Source organism: Pseudomonas putida, from assembly GCF_002025705.1.
Classification (GTDB): Bacteria; Pseudomonadota; Gammaproteobacteria; order Pseudomonadales; family Pseudomonadaceae; genus Aquipseudomonas; species Aquipseudomonas putida_J.
In genome coordinates, this window is record NZ_CP018846.1 from 6,001,523 (window position 1) to 6,018,153 (window position 16,631).

The 16,631-nt window shown below is 63.2% G+C and carries 18 protein-coding genes; 13 read left to right on the forward strand and 5 right to left on the reverse strand.

The genetic code is table 11. The annotated features are described in order from the left end of the window. Positions 1 to 276: 276 nt before the first annotated feature. The 7 genes from BUQ73_RS27085 (at position 277) to BUQ73_RS27115 (ending at position 6,724) form a co-directional block, all read left to right on the forward strand. Entirely contained in the window at positions 277 to 1,020 is a 744-nt protein-coding gene (locus tag BUQ73_RS27085; RefSeq protein WP_079230376.1) for a LytR/AlgR family response regulator transcription factor, read from the forward strand. 187 nt (positions 1,021 to 1,207) lie between these two features. Beyond that, entirely contained in the window at positions 1,208 to 2,149 is a 942-nt protein-coding gene (hemC, locus tag BUQ73_RS27090) for a hydroxymethylbilane synthase (RefSeq protein WP_079230377.1), read from the forward strand. Next, complete coding sequence (locus tag BUQ73_RS27095; protein WP_079230378.1) at positions 2,146 to 2,928, forward strand: uroporphyrinogen-III synthase; 783 nt, start codon at positions 2,146 to 2,148, stop codon at positions 2,926 to 2,928. The genes hemC and BUQ73_RS27095 overlap by 4 nt, the downstream gene beginning before the upstream one ends. Positions 2,929 to 2,959: 31 nt before the next feature. Further along, the gene (locus BUQ73_RS27100; protein WP_079230379.1) at positions 2,960 to 4,060 is read left to right on the forward strand and encodes a uroporphyrinogen-III C-methyltransferase; all 1,101 of its coding nucleotides are present in this window, start codon (positions 2,960 to 2,962) and stop codon (positions 4,058 to 4,060) included. Further along, the gene (locus BUQ73_RS27105) at positions 4,057 to 5,295 is read left to right on the forward strand and encodes a heme biosynthesis HemY N-terminal domain-containing protein (RefSeq protein ID WP_079230380.1); all 1,239 of its coding nucleotides are present in this window, start codon (positions 4,057 to 4,059) and stop codon (positions 5,293 to 5,295) included. The genes BUQ73_RS27100 and BUQ73_RS27105 overlap by 4 nt, the downstream gene beginning before the upstream one ends. A gap of 219 nt (positions 5,296 to 5,514) precedes the next feature. Beyond that, positions 5,515 to 6,021: a disulfide bond formation protein B gene (locus BUQ73_RS27110; protein WP_079230381.1), complete on the forward strand. Its 507-nt coding sequence runs from the start codon at positions 5,515 to 5,517 to the stop codon at positions 6,019 to 6,021. A 232-nt stretch (positions 6,022 to 6,253) separates the two neighbouring features. Continuing rightward, positions 6,254 to 6,724 (forward strand): Rsd/AlgQ family anti-sigma factor, encoded by a 471-nt coding sequence (locus BUQ73_RS27115; RefSeq protein ID WP_079230382.1) that lies wholly within the window; start codon positions 6,254 to 6,256, stop codon positions 6,722 to 6,724. A 9-nt stretch (positions 6,725 to 6,733) separates the two neighbouring features. On the opposite strand, the gene BUQ73_RS27120 is transcribed toward BUQ73_RS27115, so the two are convergent. After that, on the reverse strand, positions 6,734 to 7,393 hold the full coding sequence (locus BUQ73_RS27120; RefSeq protein WP_079230383.1) for an FKBP-type peptidyl-prolyl cis-trans isomerase: 660 nt from the start codon (positions 7,391 to 7,393) through the stop codon (positions 6,734 to 6,736). Positions 7,394 to 7,892: 499 nt separating this feature from the next. Here BUQ73_RS27120 and BUQ73_RS27125 point away from each other — a divergent pair, with 499 nt between their 5' ends. Then, complete coding sequence (locus BUQ73_RS27125) at positions 7,893 to 8,909, forward strand: AlgP family protein (protein ID WP_079230384.1); 1,017 nt, start codon at positions 7,893 to 7,895, stop codon at positions 8,907 to 8,909. Here BUQ73_RS27125 and BUQ73_RS27130 read toward each other — a convergent pair. Continuing rightward, positions 8,885 to 9,367 carry a TIGR02444 family protein gene (locus BUQ73_RS27130; protein WP_079230385.1) on the reverse strand — a complete coding sequence of 161 codons (483 nt, stop codon included), beginning with the start codon at positions 9,365 to 9,367 and terminating at the stop codon, positions 8,885 to 8,887. The two genes, BUQ73_RS27125 and BUQ73_RS27130, sit on opposite strands and share 25 nt — an antisense overlap. 50 nt (positions 9,368 to 9,417) lie before the next feature. Between BUQ73_RS27130 and BUQ73_RS27135 the strand changes: the two genes are divergently transcribed. Together BUQ73_RS27135 and BUQ73_RS27140 are read left to right on the forward strand one after the other, a co-directional pair. After that, positions 9,418 to 11,328 (forward strand): ATP-binding cassette domain-containing protein, encoded by a 1,911-nt coding sequence (locus BUQ73_RS27135; RefSeq protein WP_079230386.1) that lies wholly within the window; start codon positions 9,418 to 9,420, stop codon positions 11,326 to 11,328. A gap of 224 nt (positions 11,329 to 11,552) precedes the next feature. Then, positions 11,553 to 12,185, forward strand: a complete 633-nt coding sequence (locus BUQ73_RS27140; protein ID WP_079230387.1) for a LysE family transporter — start codon at positions 11,553 to 11,555, stop codon at positions 12,183 to 12,185. Between the two features lie 30 nt (positions 12,186 to 12,215). Here the strand turns inward: BUQ73_RS27140 and BUQ73_RS27145 are convergent, their stop codons facing one another. Both BUQ73_RS27145 and BUQ73_RS27150 read right to left on the reverse strand, forming a co-directional pair. Beyond that, positions 12,216 to 12,968: a slipin family protein gene (locus tag BUQ73_RS27145; RefSeq protein WP_027916944.1), complete on the reverse strand. Its 753-nt coding sequence runs from the start codon at positions 12,966 to 12,968 to the stop codon at positions 12,216 to 12,218. Continuing rightward, a complete protein-coding gene (locus BUQ73_RS27150; protein WP_079230388.1) occupies positions 12,968 to 14,320 on the reverse strand; it encodes an NfeD family protein in 1,353 nt (450 codons plus the stop codon). Before BUQ73_RS27150 ends, BUQ73_RS27145 begins: the two co-directional genes overlap by 1 nt. 98 nt (positions 14,321 to 14,418) lie before the next feature. Here BUQ73_RS27150 and BUQ73_RS27155 point away from each other — a divergent pair, with 98 nt between their 5' ends. The 3 genes from BUQ73_RS27155 (at position 14,419) to BUQ73_RS27165 (ending at position 15,889) form a co-directional block, all read left to right on the forward strand. Then, positions 14,419 to 14,877, forward strand: coding sequence for an aminoacyl-tRNA deacylase (locus BUQ73_RS27155; RefSeq protein WP_027916942.1), 459 nt, complete (start codon positions 14,419 to 14,421; stop codon positions 14,875 to 14,877). A 61-nt stretch (positions 14,878 to 14,938) separates the two neighbouring features. Next, positions 14,939 to 15,181, forward strand: coding sequence for a DUF2789 domain-containing protein (locus tag BUQ73_RS27160; RefSeq protein WP_027916941.1), 243 nt, complete (start codon positions 14,939 to 14,941; stop codon positions 15,179 to 15,181). A gap of 69 nt (positions 15,182 to 15,250) precedes the next feature. Then, positions 15,251 to 15,889: a hypothetical protein gene (locus BUQ73_RS27165; RefSeq protein ID WP_027916940.1), complete on the forward strand. Its 639-nt coding sequence runs from the start codon at positions 15,251 to 15,253 to the stop codon at positions 15,887 to 15,889. A 7-nt stretch (positions 15,890 to 15,896) separates the two neighbouring features. On the opposite strand, the gene BUQ73_RS27170 is transcribed toward BUQ73_RS27165, so the two are convergent. Continuing rightward, complete coding sequence (locus BUQ73_RS27170; protein ID WP_079230389.1) at positions 15,897 to 16,334, reverse strand: CBS domain-containing protein; 438 nt, start codon at positions 16,332 to 16,334, stop codon at positions 15,897 to 15,899. Between the last annotated feature and the right edge of the window lie 297 nt (positions 16,335 to 16,631).

Consider the following 16,631-nt stretch of genomic DNA (forward strand, 5'->3'; position numbering starts at 1 on the left):
GGCGCCGATAATAGCAGGGTTGGGCCGACTGCCGCAGGGCGTCGGTCGACAGAAACCGCTGGAAAACATCCATAAAGGCAGGCCAGGACGATATTCAACGATTGAACGGCAGTGTTCCACGGACCGTCTACAGTTGGACAGAGGACTGGCAGCGATTCTGCCAACTCAGTGAATCTTTGGCCTTCGTATCGGTCTAGAGCGTGACCGCAGTGTCGCTCGACCTGCTCTTGTCTACGCTATACCTGTGCGAGACTCACTCAGGAATCCAGAGCAATTATGAATGTCCTGATCGTTGATGATGAACCCCAAGCCCGTGAACGCCTCACACGGCTGATCGCTGAACTAGAGGGGTACACCGTGCTGGAGCCCAGCGCCACCAACGGCGAGGAGGCCTTGGCACTGATCGAAAGCCTCAAGCCCGATGTAGTCCTGCTGGACATCGGCATGCCAGGCCTGGATGGCCTGCAGGTCGCCGCTCGCCTGTGCGAGCGCGAGGCGCCACCGTCGGTGGTGTTCTGTACCGGGGATGATGAATACGGTGCCGAAGCTTTCAAGGACAGCACCCTCAGCCACGTGACCAAGCCGATTCAACCTCAGGCCTTGCGCGATGCCTTGCGCAAGGCCGAGAAGCCCAACCGTGCCCAGCTGGCCGCGCTGACCCGGCCAGGCAGTGAAGGTGGTGGCCCGCGCAGCCATATCAGTGCGCGCACGCGCAAAGGGATAGAGCTGATCCCATTGCCCCAGGTGATCTATTTCATCGCTGACCACAAGTACGTGACCTTGCGCCACGAAGCCGGGGAGGTGCTGCTCGACGAGCCGCTCAAGGCGCTGGAGGACGAATTCGGTGAGCGCTTCGTGCGTATCCACCGCAATGCGCTGGTTGCCCGTGAGCGCATCGAGCGCCTGCAACGCACGCCGCTGGGGCATTTCCAGCTGTTCCTCAAGGGCCTCGACGGTGATGCCCTGACTGTCAGCCGCCGGCATGTGGCGGGTGTGCGCAAGATGATGCAGACACTTTGAGACGGTTCGCGCAACCCTTGTAGGAGCGGCCTTGCGTCGCGAAAGGGCTGCGCAGCAGCCCCAGGATGCATGCTTCAACCCACAGACCCCGAGGCCGCTTTGCGGCCTTTTCGCGACGCAAGGCCGCTCCTACAGGCTCCGGTGATGCTGTTATCATCAGCGGCATTTCTCTGGATCGGGGCGTTTCATGTCCACTCGCGAAATCCGCATTGCCACCCGTAAAAGTGCCTTGGCCCTGTGGCAGGCCGAATACGTCAAAGCCCGCCTCGAGCAGGCCCACCCTGGTCTGCTGGTGACCCTGGTGCCCATGGTCAGCCGCGGCGACAAGCTGCTCGATGCGCCGCTGGCGAAGATCGGCGGCAAGGGCCTGTTCGTGAAGGAACTGGAAACAGCGCTGCTGGACAACGAAGCCGACATTGCCGTGCATTCGATGAAGGACGTGCCCATGGACTTCCCCGAGGGCCTGGGGCTGTACTGCATCTGCGAGCGCGAAGACCCGCGCGATGCCTTTGTCTCGAACACTTTCGCCAACCTCGACGCGCTGCCGGCCGGCAGCATCGTCGGCACTTCCAGCCTGCGCCGTCAGGCCCAGCTGCTGGCACGTCGGCCGGACCTGAAAATCCACTTCCTGCGCGGCAACGTCAACACGCGCCTGGCCAAGCTCGATGCCGGTGAGTACGACGCCATCATCCTCGCCGCAGCGGGCCTGATCCGCCTGGGTTTCGAAGACCGCATCAGCGCTTCCATCAGTGTCGACGACAGCCTGCCTGCCGGTGGCCAGGGCGCAGTGGGCATCGAGTGCCGCAGCGCCGACAGCGAAATTCATGCACTGCTGGCGCCGCTGCACCATGCCGATACCGCCGACCGCGTGGTCGCCGAGCGTGCCTTGAACAAGCGCCTCAACGGTGGCTGCCAGGTGCCGATCGCCTGCTATGCGGTGCTTGAAGGCGACCAGCTTTGGCTGCGCGGCCTGGTAGGCCAGCCAAGTGGCGGTACCCTGCTGGTGGCTGATGCTCGTGCACCGCGCGAAGCCGCAGAGGCATTGGGCGTGCAGGTTGCCGAAGACCTGCTGGAGCAGGGCGCCGAAGCGATTCTCAAGGAAGTCTACGGCGAGGCCGGGCATCCGTGAGCCCTTGGCGCCTGTTGCTGACCCGGCCTGAAGAGGACTGCGCGGCACTGGCGCAGAGCCTGGCCACTGCCGGTGTGGCCAGCAGTTGCCTGCCATTGCTGGCCATCGAGCCAGTCGCTTTGGCTGACGGGCAGCTTCAACAGCTGGCCGGGCTGGCGCAATGCCGGGCCATCATCGTAGTCAGCAAGCCGGCGGCCCGACTGCTGCTCGAGCAGTTGCAGCGGGCCGGCCTGCAGGCGCCGTCGGAAGGCTGGTTCACCGTGGGCGAGGCGACGGCGGCAGTGCTGCAGGGCGCGGGCCTTCAGGTGACATTCCCCTCACAGGGTGACGACAGCGAGGCCTTGCTCGCGCTAGCGGCCCTGCGCCGGGCTGTTGCGGCGCCTCAAGCGCGTGTGCTGATCGTTCGCGGCGTTGGAGGTCGCGAACTGCTGGCCGAGCGTCTTGCAGAGCAAGGTGCTAGTGTCGAATATCTGGAACTGTATCGTCGCTGCCTGCCGGAGTACCCGGCGGGCACGCTGATGCGCCGCATAGAAGCGGAACGCCTCAATGGCCTGGTGGTCAGCAGTGGGCAGGGTCTTGAACATTTGCAGCAGATGGCCGCCGCCGACTGGCCGCGGGTGGCCAGCCTGCCGTTGTTCGTGCCAAGCCCGCGGGTCGCTGAACAGGCCCGGGCCGCCGGGGCCCAACAGGTTGTGGATTGCCGTGGCGCGAGTGCCGCGGCCTTGCTGGCAGCCGTGCAGCGCAGTGCTGCACCTGCCTCTCAAGGCGCTTCGCAGTAGAGCGAGGAGCCCCCATGCAAAGGATGGATACGTGAGCGAAACTGTCTTGTCCAACAATGATCAGCCGTCGGCGCAGGAGCCGGCGCAACCCGTCACCGACAAGCCCGTGAAGCGCTCTGGCAGTGGTCTGGCCGTGCTGGCGCTGCTGCTGGGCGCCGCCGGGGTCGCAGTAGGTGGGTGGGGTGTCTGGCAGGTGCGGCAGCTGCAAGGCAGTGAAGTGAACCAGGGCCAGCACCTGGAAGCCCTCAACCAGCGCGCCGCTGCACTGCAGCAGCGCGAGCAGCAGATCAGTGCGCAACTGGCCAGCCTGCCGGCCGCCAGCGAGCTGGAAGACCGCCGCCGCCTGGTGGCGCAACTGCAAGGCGATCAGCAGCGTCTGAGCCAACGGCTGGAAACCGTACTCGGCGAGAGCCGCAAGGAGTGGCGCCTGGCCGAGGCGGAGCACCTGTTGCGTCTGGCTACCTTGCGCTTGTCGGCATTGCAGGACATCACCAGCGCCAAGGCCCTGGTCGAAGGTGCCGACGAGATCCTCCGCGAGCAGAGCGACCCGGGCGCCTTTGCCGCCCGCGAGCAGCTTGCGCGTAGCCTGGCCACGCTGAACAGCACCCAGCAGCCGGACCGCACCGGTCTGTTCCTCAAGCTCGCCGCCCAGCGTGATCTGGTGCAGCAGCTCAGCGCCCAGTCGCCCGAGTTCGCCAGCAACGCCGATGCGCTAGGCGCGTTGACCGCCGATGGTGATGGGGCCAGTCGCCTGTCGCAGTGGTGGGCAGAAATCTCCAAGTACTTCCAGATCGACTTCAATGCCGACGACAATGTGCGGCCGTTGCTGGCAGGCCAGCAGCTGAACCAGCTGCGTCTGGCCCTGAGCCTGACCATCGAGCAGGCACAGTGGGCAGCGCTCAATGGTGAGGCCAAGGTCTACACCCAGGCCCTGGATGATGCGCGCAGCGTGCTGCTGGCCAACTTCAATGCCGACAACCCGCAAAGCAAGGCGATGCTCGACAGCTTCAACGCGCTGGCTGAGCAGCCTGTCTCGGTAGTAACCCCGGATCTGAGCGAAAGCTTGGCTGCGGTACAGGCGTACATCCAGCGCCGCCATCTGCCAACCGAGGCTGAAGGGGGCAAACCATGAAGCGTGTCTACCTGCTGGCCGTACTGGCGATCGTGATTGCCGCAGCGTTGGGCATTGCGGTGGCCAAGCACAGTGGTTATGTACTGATTGCCTACGGTGGTTTCCGCTACCAGTCCGGGTTGTGGGCGGCGCTTGCGGCGCTGGCTGGCGTGGTCGTGCTGCTGTTGCTGCTGCGTTACCTGGTCGGGCTGGTGCTGACCTCAAGTGGCGTGGTCAACCCATGGTCGCGGCGTAACCGCAGCCGGCGTGTGCGGATCGCCATCGAACAGGGTCAGCTGGACCTGGCCGAGGGCCGCTGGGCCAGTGCCCAGCGCCACCTGCATCGTGCTGCCGAGGCCGAGCGCCAACCCCTGCTGTATTACCTCGGTGCCGCCCGCGCTGCCAATGAACAGGGGCGCAAGGAAGATAGCGACAACCTGCTGGAACGTGCCTTGGAGCGTCAGCCCCAGGCCGAGCTGGCTATTGCCCTGACCCATGCGCAATTGCAGATGGACCGCGGCGAGCGTGATGCAGCGCTGGAGACACTGCTGGCCATGCAGGAGCGCCACCCCCATAACACCCAGGTGCTGCGCCTGCTGCAGCGCCTGCACCTGGAGCGTGGCGACTGGTCGGCGCTGATTCGTCTGCTGCCGGACCTGCGCAAGGGCAAGGTGTTGCCGGCCGACGAGCTGGCCGCGCTGGAAAAGCGAGCCTGGGGCCAGAACCTTGGCCTGGCGACCACCCGTGGCGAGGATGCGCAAAGTGCCCGTCAGGCGCTTGAACGCGCCTGGCAGCAGCTGACCGCGGCCCAGCGCCAGGAGCCGCAACTGGTGCTGGCCTATGCCGAACAGTTGCGCCAGGTGGGTGCTCAGGGCGAAGCCGAGCAGGTGCTGCGCACTGCGCTCAAGCGTGAGTACGAAAGCCACCTGGCTCGCCTGTATGGTCTGGTACGCGGTGATGATCCGGCGCGTCAGCTGCAAACCGCCGAAGGCTGGCTGAAAGCCCATCCAGATGACCCGAGTCTGTTGCTCACACTCGGCCGCCTGAGCCTGCAGAACCGCCTGTGGGGCAAAGCGCGCGACTATCTGGAAAGCAGCCTGCGCATGCAGCGTAATCCGGAAGCCTGTGCCGAGCTTGCGCGCTTGCTCGCCAGCCTTGGCGAAACCGAACGCAGCAATCAGCTGTTCGAAGAAGGCCTGGGTCTGCTCGATGAGCGTCTTCTGGCACTACCGTTGCCAGAAGTTGTTCGCGCTTGAACGTTCCATGAGCCCGCGCAGGTGCGCGGGCTCATGGGGGCGGTAACTTATTCAGCGTCATAAGTTAGTTCTACAGCCTCTCCTTAAGAACTTTCCTACAGCCCGGATGGAAACTTTCCTTGCAATACAGCGACTTGTCATTCCAGTAGCGCCTTGAAACAACCCCGGGCTTTCCTCTACCGTTCCAGCCACTTCAACTTTCCCGGGACCTTTCTGCCCATGTCGATGGCCAGTCTGCGCACGTTCTTCATTCCGGCATGCCTTGCCTCGCTGGCGGTGCTGGGCGTGTCTTTCTATCTCGAAAGTGTCCCTGGGCTTGTGCCTTGCCCGCTGTGTTTCAGTCAGCGGGTACTGCTGGGTTTGTATGCATTGGTGTGCCTGTGTGCGGCACTGCATGCACCCGGTATTACCGGGGCTCGGCGATACGCGCGAACAGCGCTGATGTGCGGGGCCAGTGGTGCCTTGCTGGCGGCACGGCATGTCTGGCTGCAGGGCGCGATCGATGCGAGCCATATGTGCCCGTTGCCAATCGGGCGCATGTTCGAGCTACCCTGGCGCGAAGCCGCGCGGCAACTGTTATTCGGCGGCCCCGATTGCAGCTCGCTGACCTGGAGCTTTCTCGACCTGACCTTGCCAGAGTGGAGCTTGCTGGCGTTTCTGTTGCTGGCGGCGCTGCCCTTGAGCTGCCTGCTGGCGTATCGTTTCCGCTCGCTTGGCAATCCTTGACCTGGCGCATGCCGGTGGCCGGTAGCGCGACCAATGGTGGTGTATCGGGGTATTAAACACTTGTATGAACTTTGTCTGCTGCGTACCTTGATGCTAAGCACGCGCGGGAATAATCTCCCAGCACGCATACCGAAAACACAACTGCTCGATGCCGTCCTGCTGATGTCACCTTTGTGCTGCACGGTCGTGGTGCGAGGTGCAGCGGCATCTACCCAGAAGGGAAGAGATCGCCATGCTCGATAGTTGTCAGAACGCCCAGGAACGCTGGGGTGGGGTTCACAAGCTGATCGACCGTTGGCTCGAGGAGCGAGAGGAGCTGGTCCAGGCTTTCCGCACCTTGCGCGACGTGAGGCCAGCCTTTGCCGACAAGGACACCAATGGAGATTTTTGCGCTCTCTTGGTCGACTACGTTTCGGCGTGGCACTTTGAGGTCAGTGAGCAGTTGGTCAGCGAAGCCAAGGCATTTGGCGATACACGCGGATTGGAGCTGGCTACGCAGATCAATCCCCGCATTGATGAAAGCACTCAAATTGCTCTGGCCTTCAATGACCACTGCGCCAAGGGCGAGTGCAAGGACACCGAACGCTTCGCCGAAAAGCTGACCAAGCTGGGTGCCCTGCTGCACGAACGCTTCGAGCTCGAAGACTGCCTGATCGAGGTGCTGCACAACGCGCACAAGGAAGAGGGCGCGGTCGAAGCCTGAAGATCGGCGTCAGTCGCCGACCGCCAGTAGCTCGATTTCGAACACCAGCGGCGTGTAGGGCGCGATCAGGTCACCTGCGCCCTCGGCACCGTAGGCCTGTGCAGAGGGAATTACCAGGCGCCAGGTCGAACCCGCTTTCATGTGTGGCAACGCCAACTGCCAACCTTCGATCACCGAGTCCAGGCTGAACCACTGCGGTTGCTGGTTCTGGTCGAACACTGTGCCATCCGGCAGCCTGCCGACATAGCGCACCTGCACCTTGCCGCCGGCTTTGGGTTGCGCGCCATTACCCGATTTCAGCTCACTGTACAGCACGCCTTGCGGCAGCTCGTGCATGCCGGCACGGGCTCGCTCGTTGGCCATGAAGCGGGTTTCCACGGCCTGCAGCTTGGCGACTTCGGCTTGTTCGGCGGCGCTGCTGGCCTGCTCTTCGTGCTGCTGGAGAATGGCCTCCATCTGTGCCTTGTCGAGCTTCAATGGCTGGCCCTGATAGGACTGGCGCAAGCCTTCGACCAGCGCATCCAGTTGCAGGCCAGGCACTTCCTGGCGCAGACGCTCACCCAGGCTGGCGCCGAGGCTGTAGGCCAGGTCGTGATCATTGGCAGGAGCGGTATCGGCCAAGGCAAATGGCGCCATCAGGTACAAGCCGAGAACAAGTTTACGAGACATGGTGAGGTACTGTTCCAGATGTGTGTGGAGGCTCGGTGTTTGCCGTGATTGATTCGTTGTTGTCGAGATCCAGCGCCGCCCGCGCGGCGCATCGCGGATAAATCCGCTCCTACATTCGTTGCAACGTGCCGAACCTGTAACGCCATGGCCGCCTGCCTTGGTGTATGACTTGATCCCTACAAACAAGGCTGACAACCATGGCCTCACTGGCATGGTCACGTTGCAACAAATGTAGGAGCGGATTTATCCGCGATGCGCCGCGCGGGCGGCGCTCGATCTACGCCTCGACAAACGACTCAAGCCATGCACTGCATAAAACACGGTCTACCAGGTAAAAACCTGCAACGTTTTGTTAAGCAACTACACTTGCTCGGAGCTGCAAGATAACAACTTTGCCCAGGCATGCAACGCGGCGCCATCAATACTGTCAACATGCCCTAGCGGCGGTAGCAGCAGAAGCATAGTATGAGCCGCAATCTCGTCAGCCAGGAGGTAAACCATGTCGGCTAAAAAGAAGCCAGTAAATACGCCGTTACACCTGCTCCAGCAACTTTCGGGCAGCCTGCTCGAACACTTGGAAGAAGCCTGCTCGCAAGCGCTGGCTGATGCGGAGAAATTGCTGGCCAAGTTGGAAAAGCAGCGCGGCAAAGCCCAGGAAAAACTGCACAATGGTCGCCTGAAGTTGCAGGACGCGGCCAAGGCAGGTAAAGCCAAGGCACAGAACAAGGCGCAAAAGGTTATTGGTGAACTTGAAGAGCTGCTCGACTCGCTCAAGGAACGCCAGACCCAGACGCGTACTTACATTCAGCAACTCAAACGTGATGCCCAGGAAAGCCTGAAACTGGCTCAAGGGGTCGGCAAGGTGCGTGAGGCCGCCGGCAAGGCACTCGACCAGCGTGCAGTGGCTGCCAAGACCGTGAAACCGGCTGCTGCCAAGGCACCAGCCCGCAGCGCCGCCAAGCCTGCCGCCGCCAAGGCCCCGGCCAAGCCGGCCGCGACCAAAGCGCCGGCCCGAGCTGCCGCCTCCAAGCCAGCTGCGAAACCCGCTGCTGCCAAGCCCGCAGCGGCAAAAGCCCCAGCCCGCGCCGCCGCCGCCAAACCTGCCGCCAAGCCAGCCGCGAAACCCGCTGCTGCCAAGGCTCCCGCCAAACCAGCAGCCGCCAAGCCTGCAGCAGCCAAAGCCCCGGCCAGAACCGCTGCCGCCAAGCCAGCGGCCAAAACTGTCGCCGCTAAGCCCGCAGCTGCCAAGCCTGCCGCCAAACCGGCTGCAGCCAAGCCAGCGGCAGCCAAACCAGCCGCCAAGCCTGCTGCTGCCAAAGCACCGGCCAAACCTGCCGCAGCCAAGCCAGCAGCAAGACCTGCAGCGAAGGCCCCAGCAAAACCGGTCGCTGCCAAACCTGCCGAAGCGAAACCGGCTACTTCAGCCGCCAGTGCGCCAGCGACCAATTCGGCCGCTCCCGCCACTTCCTCGGCACCCGCCAGCACCCCAGCTCAGACGCCGTCTTCGGCCTCCTGAAGCGCTGCGGCCGCGACGCGCAAGATAACCAGCGCGTCGTGGCCGCAGGCCTGCTCTGGCGTCAACCGGTCCAGCCAATCGTCCGTGGGCTCACTCGAGCCTGTGGGCCATTGTTGCGCACAGGTTTGCAGCCGTTGCAGCAACTCCTTCTCCGCTTGCAACTCCAGCCCCTTCACTTGCTCTCGCAACGCCGCCAGGTGTGGATCTTGCTGCGCGGGTGTGCGCCATTGCCGGCGTAGGCTGCGTAATGGCGCAACCACATCGTGTTGCCACGGCTCGGCAATCGCACGCAGTGCCTGGGCGCGCTCTTCACGGCAGGTGACCGCATGCGCCTGCAGCCAGGTCGCGCACAGCAGCAGGCAGACGTCGCCCCCCAGCGCCTGAACATCCAGGCAGGCCGTTTCGACTCCCGGGCGGGCATACAGCGCCAGGGCGTGATTCCACAGGTCGGTGTACATGATTCCACTCACGCTGCGGGCCGAGGAAGCTGGTAGACTCCGCGACCACTATGATCAGACTATCCAACCTCACTTTACAGCGTGGTCCGCAGCGCTTGCTAGAAGGCGCCGAGATGACCCTGCACGCCGGTCACAAGGCCGGCCTGATCGGTGCCAACGGCGCCGGAAAATCCAGCCTGTTCGCCTTGCTGCGCGGTGAGCTGTCGCCCGATGCCGGCGATTGCCAGCTGCCCGGCGACTGGCGCATTGCCCACATGCGTCAGGAAGTCGATACCCTCGACCGCCTGGCCGTGGACTATGTACTCGACGGCGACGCCCGCCTGCGCAAGGTCCAGGCCGAACTGGCCGTGGCCGAGCAGGCCCACGACGGCACTGCCCTGGCACGCCTGCACAGTGAGCTGGAAGTCGCCGACGGCTATACCGCCGATGCCCGCGCGCGCAAGCTGCTGGCTGGCCTGGGTTTCACCAATGAGCAGATGGACCGCCGCGTAGGTGACTTCTCCGGTGGCTGGCGGATGCGCCTGAACCTGGCCCAGGCCCTGATGTGCCCGTCCGACCTGCTGTTGCTCGACGAGCCGACCAACCACCTCGACCTCGATGCGATCCTGTGGCTGGAAGATTGGCTCAAGGGTTACCCGGGCACACTGTTGCTGATTTCCCACGACCGCGACTTCCTCGACGCCGTGGTCGACCACGTGCTGCACGTCGAGCAGCGCAAGCTCAACCTGTACAAGGGTGGCTACACCGCCTTCGAGCGCACCCGTGCCGAGCGCCTGGCGCAACAGCAGCAAGCCTACGAGAAGCAGCAGGCGCAGCGCGCGCACATGGAAAAGTACATCGCCCGCTTCAAGGCCCAGGCCACCAAGGCCCGCCAGGCGCAGAGCCGGATCAAGGCCCTGGAGCGCATGGAGGAGCTGTCGGCGGCGCATGTCGATTCGCCATTCGACTTCGTCTTCCGTGAGTCGCAGAAAATCTCCAGCCCGCTGCTGAGCCTGTCCGAAGGCCGCCTGGGGTATGGCGACAAGGCGATCCTCGACAAGGTCAAGTTGCAGCTGGTCCCAGGTGCGCGCATCGGCCTGCTCGGCCCCAACGGCGCCGGTAAGTCGACCCTGATCAAGAACCTCGCCGGTGAGCTCGAGCCGCTGTCGGGTCGCCTGGTGCGTGGCGAGAACCTCGCCGTCGGCTACTTCGCCCAGCACCAGCTCGACTCGCTGGACGACAAGGCCAGCCCGCTCTTGCACCTGCAGCGCATCGCGCCGGCCGAACGCGAGCAGACCTTGCGCGACTTCCTTGGCGGTTTCGACTTCCACGGCGACCGCGTCGATGAGCCGGTAGTGAACTTCTCCGGTGGCGAAAAGGCCCGCCTGGCTCTGGCGCTGATCGCCTGGGAACGGCCGAACCTGCTGCTGCTTGACGAACCGACCAACCACCTCGACCTGGAAATGCGCCTGGCGCTGACCATGGCCTTGCAGGAGTTTGCCGGTGCTGTGGTGGTGGTTTCCCACGACCGTCACCTGCTCAAGAGCACCACCGATGACTTCCTGCTGGTGGCCGATGGCAAGGTCGAGACCTTCGATGGCGACCTTGACGACTACAGCCGCTGGCTGGTCGAGTACCGCCAGCGCAGTGCCCCGGCCAGCAACGCCCCGGCCAATCCGGACAAGACCGACAAGAAGGCCCAGCGTCAGGCTGCCGCCGCCCTGCGACAGCAGTTGGCACCGCACAAGAAAGCGGCCGACAAGCTGGAGAGCGAGCTCAACCAGGTGCATGCGCAGCTGGCCGAGGTCGAGACTGCGTTGGGCGATGGTGGTGTGTACGAAGCGGCGCGCAAGGATGAATTGCGCGATCTGTTGGCTCGGCAGACCAAGCTCAAGCAGCGCGAAGGCGAGCTTGAGGAAGCCTGGATGGAAGCTCTGGAAACCCTGGAGAGCATGCAGGCCGAACTTGAGGCTTTGTCCTGATCGTTTGATGTTGCCTGTACCGGCCTCTTCGCGGGCTTGCCCGCTCCCACAGGGATGCCACACGGCTGAGGGCGGTGATGTTCCTGTGGGCGCGGCGGTGCGGCGGTCCGACTTGCCCGCGAAGAGGCCGCTACAGGCAGTAGAAATCCCACAAAATTTGCTGGTTATTTTTTCGCCAACCCCTTAGCTTAACGTTTTGCAACAATTGTTGAGCGAGGTGTGTGATGTCGATGGAAGTGTGGTTGGGCTTCTTTGCCGCGTGCTGGGTAATCAGCCTGTCGCCGGGTGCCGGGGCGATTGCCTCGATGTCCAGCGGGCTACAGTACGGTTTCTGGCGGGGTTACTGGAATGCCCTGGGCCTGCAACTGGGCCTGATCGTACAGATCGCCATCATTGCCGCAGGTGTCGGCGCCATCCTGGCCGCTTCAGCCACCGCCTTCCAGGTCATCAAGTGGTTCGGTGTCGCCTATCTGGTCTACCTGGCCTACAAACAATGGCGTGCCTTGCCGATGGACATGGCCGACGAATCCGGCGTGCGCCCGATCGGCAAGCCGTTGAGCCTGGTATTCCGCGGTTTCCTGGTCAACGTCAGCAACCCCAAGGCGCTGGTGTTCATGCTCGCCGTGCTGCCGCAGTTCCTCAACCCGCACGCGCCTCTGCTGCCGCAGTACATCGCGATCACCGTGACCATGATCAGCGTCGACATGTTGGTGATGGCGGGTTACACCGGGTTGGCTTCGCGGGTGTTGCGCCTGCTGCGCACGCCCAAGCAGCAGAAGCGCCTGAACCGTACCTTTGCCGGGTTGTTCATCGGCGCGGCGACCTTCCTCGCCACCTTGCGCCGGGCACCCATCTGATCGAACCCCGGGGCTGCCATGCAGCCCCGGTCATTTCTGCTTGTCCACCAGCCCCTTGAGCAAGTCGATCGGCAACGGGAAGACGATGGTCGAGCTCCTGTCCCCGGCAATCGCCCCCAGCGTCTGCATGTAACGCAACTGCATGGCCCCAGGCTCCTTGCTGAGCATCTGCGCGGCCTGCATCAACTTTTCCGACGCCTGCAATTCACCCTCGGCATGGATCACCTTGGCCCGCCGCTCGCGCTCGGCTTCTGCCTGGCGGGCGATGGCACGGACCATCGATTCGTTGAGGTCGACGTGCTTGATCTCGACGTTGGCGACCTTGATGCCCCAGGCGTCGGTCTGTGCGTCCAGTACCTGGCGGATGTCCGAATTCAGCTGCTCGCGCTCGGCAAGCAGCTCGTCCAGTTCGTGCTTGCCCAGCACTGCGCGCAAGGTGGTCTGGGCCAGCTGGCTGGTGGCGACGAGAAAGTCCTCGACCTGGATGATCGCCTTCTGCGGGTCGAGTACGCGGAAATACAACACCGCATTGACCTTCACCGACACGTTGTCGCGCGTAATCACATCCTGTGGCGGCACATCCAGCACCACGGTGCGCAGGTCGACCCGGACCATCTGCTGGATCACCGGGATCAGCAGGATCAGCCCCGGGCCTTTGACCTGCCAGAAGCGCCCCAGCTGAAACACCACGCCACGCTCGTACTCGCGCAGGATGCGCAATGCCGACAGCAACAGCATCGCCAGCACGATCAGCACCGCGCCGAAACCCACTTGCATGAACATCATCTGTCTCCTTGCGCCGCGGGGGCTGCGGCGCTCACTTCCAGCATCACACCTTGGCGTGCCGTGACCCGGACTTTCTGCCCGGCCTGCAGCGGCGTCGTGCACTGGACTTGCCATTGTTCGCCCTGAGCCTGTACCGAACCACAGAACGGGTTGTCCGCCAGCACCTGGGTGACCGTCACAAGGCTGCCGACCAGGCCGGCGTCACCGCTGACCAGCGCCCGTCGCCGCGCCTTGATGGCCATGCCCAGCACGCCGCCGATCAGTAGTGCCGAGAGCACGGCGAGCGTGCCGATCAGCACCAGCGGGATACCGAAGCCCGGTGCGTCGGTGTCGATCAGGATCACCGCGCCGACCACGAAGGCCACGATGCCGCCGAAACCGACCACGCCGAAGCTGGGCAGGAACGCCTCGGCGATCATGAAGGCGATGCCAAGCAGGATCAGCGCCACGCCGGCAAAGCTCACCGGTAGCAGCTGCAGGGCGTAAAGCCCGAGCAGCAGGCAGATACCACCGACCACGCCGCCCAGCGCCGAGCCAGGGTTCATGAACTCGAACAGCAGGCCGTACACCCCGATCATGATCAGGATCAGCGCCACGCTGGGGTTGGTGATGACGGCCAGCAAGCGCGTGCGCCAGTCCGGCAGGTGCTCGATCAGGGCAGCATCGCGCGTTTGCAGCAGCAGCGGTTGGCCGGCGGCGATCAAGGTCTTGCCATCGAGCTGGCGCATCAGGTCGGGCAGGTCGTTGGCGACCTGGTCGATCACTTTCAGGCGCAGCGCTTCACTGGCCGGCAGGCTGACCGCCTCACGCACCGCTCGTTCTGCCCAGTCAGCATTGCGCCCGCGCAGTTGGGCCAGGCCTCGGATATAAGCGGTGGCGTCGTTGACCTGCTTGCGGGCCAGGGTCTGTTCCTCGTCGCTCGGCTTGGCCTTGTCGTCCTTTGATGTACCGGGCAGGCCACCGATCTGTACGGGCGTGGCGGCGCCGAGGTTGGTCCCCGGGGCCATGGCGGCAACGTGGCTGGCATACAGGATATAGGTGCCGGCGCTGGCGGCACGGGCGCCGCTGGGGGCGACGAAACTGACGACTGGTACCGGGCTGGCGAGGATCGCCTTGATCATCTGGCGCATGGCACTGTCCAGCCCGCCGGGGGTGTCCAGGCGCAGTACCACCAATTGGGCACCCTGGGCCTTGGCCTGTTCGAGGTTGCGCAGCAGGTAGTCGGCGCTGGCCGGCCCGATGGCGTCATCGATTCCCAGCACCCAGATGCTGCCGGGCGCTGCCTGGCTGGCCTGGGCAAGGCCAAGCAGCAGCAACAGCAGCAAGCCGCGGCAACATCGACTGATCACCTGTCGTCACCTCGTTGGCCTCTCTACTTGAAGTTTAGCCATGCCTGCCAGCCCAAGGCCTAAAATTGGAAGTTGGGGGGCGAAACCGGAGGTGCATCATGCGTATGGCCAAGACTTTGCAGCAGCGCCTGGACCAGGCCAACTGCGATTACGACATCATTCCCCACCCACACTCGGCCACCAGCCTTGAGTCGGCGCGCACGGCCGGGGTACCCGCAGAGCGGGTCGCCAAGTCGGTAATGCTGGACGACCGCCATGGCAACTACATCATGGCCGTCTTGCCGGCCAACCGGCACATGGACATGAGCAAGGTGCGCATGTCCGGCGCCTGGCAGCTGACCCGCGAAAGCGCCTTGCCGATGCTGTTCGGCGATTGCGAGCGGGGCGCCATCCCGGCAATGGGTGACGCCTATCAGATCAAGATGTTGCTCGATTCGAGCCTAACCCGCCAGGGCGATGTCTACCTGGAGGCGGGTGACCACGATCACCTGATCCACATGAGCATGGAGCAGTACCTCAAACTGGTACCGCAAGCCGAAGTTCGCGAGCTGTGCTGATGTTCTCAAGCCAATGCCGGGCCGGCGTCGTGGACGGCCAGCCCGGCACACAGGAGGAACCATGGACGCACCGATCCATCCATTCGCCGAGCTGTTCAAGCAACTGGGCCTGCCCGACGATGCGCAGAGCATCGACCAGTTCATTACCAGCCATTCGCCGTTGAAGAACGAGATAAAGCTGGTGGATGCACCGTTCTGGACCGATTCCCAGCGCGCCTTCCTGCAGGAAAGCATCATTGAAGATGCCGATTGGGCGGAGCCTTTCGATCAACTCAACGAAGCGTTGCGACGCCCCAGAAAATAAAGTGCCGAGCGGCACCTGACGAGTGATTGGCCGTTGCTATGCTCAGGAAAAACAAGAGGGGTTAGCGTGATGAAAGATCCCTACGCACCAGGCTTCTGGTGCTCCGTGACGATCCTGGGCACCCTGACGGCCAGCTACTTCTACGGCATCCGCCAAACCCAGCAGATGAACCAGGCGATCCAGTTCCTCTACGCTGCAGCCGCAGTTACAGCCGCAGTCGCGTTGGTGGCACTGACCTGGATTGCCTGGCAGCAATTGCACCTGAACAAGCGTGAAGTGGTGCAGGGGCGAACGTTGCTGACCATCTGGAACACCAAGGTGGCGTTACGCCGCGTCGAAACAGTGTTCGACCGCTACTTCTGGGGTAGCTACTGGCATTCCGGGCGCACCTTCGAAGAGGTGATGGGCGAGCTCAAGGGCACCCCGCTGGAACAGAGCCTGGATGCGTTGAAACGCCAGTGCCGGGCACTCGACCGCGAAATCCACGACCATCATCATCACTGGCTGGCCAATGCCCGTGACCTCTCAAGCGTGGCCACGGCCATGGCCCGCGAGCGTTATCAGCTGGACTTGTGCGAGCCGTCGAGCAACGGCCATGGCAACACCGCCGTGCTCAACCGTGACCTGGAGGTATTGGTGTACACCTGGTCGGCGCGCCTGCGCAGCTTCGACCATCAGCTGGACGAGCTGGAGCGCGCCTACCACTGAGGCGCCATCATTCGCCGCGGATGTACTGCTCCAGCTGCTTGATGAGGTTAGCCTGCTCGGCGATGGTTTCCTTGACCAGGTCGCCGATCGACAACAGGCCGAGCAGCTTGCCGTCCTCGACCACAGGAAGGTGGCGCAGATGACGGTCGGTCATCTGCTGCATGCAGTAATCCAGGTTTTTCTTGGGCCCTACCGTGATCACCGGCGCACTCATGATTTCGCGTACCGGCGTGGCAGCCGAGGAGCGGCCTTTGAGCACCAGCTTGCGTGCATAGTCCCGTTCACTGACGATCCCCACTACCTGGTTGTTTTCGACCACAGGCAGCGCACCGACGTTTTTCTCCGCCAGCAGTTTCAGGGCGTCGAGCACCGAGTCATCCGGGCCGATGGTGTACACGGTCTGGTGCTGGGACTTGGTCTTGAGGATTTGTTCGACGGTCTTCATACGGGCCTCTGCGGGTGGAAAAGACGAACGCTTGGAGTAAATAAAGCATCCGGCACGCCGGCCTGCACGGCAATGCAGGAAACGGCATCGAGTCGATTGAAAAACGTCATCAGAGCGTCAGTGGTGGTCAAAGAAACGGGTCCAGTCTTTGATCAAGGTAAGACGGATTTCTGATCTATCAGAAATTGCCTACGAATTTTGCCCTCATCCAGCATCGGACTTCGAATTTACCCATCGCAATCAAAGGCTTAATTTCCAGAACTTGCTGAGATCCTCACGCCCGTAGTGCCGCGCACA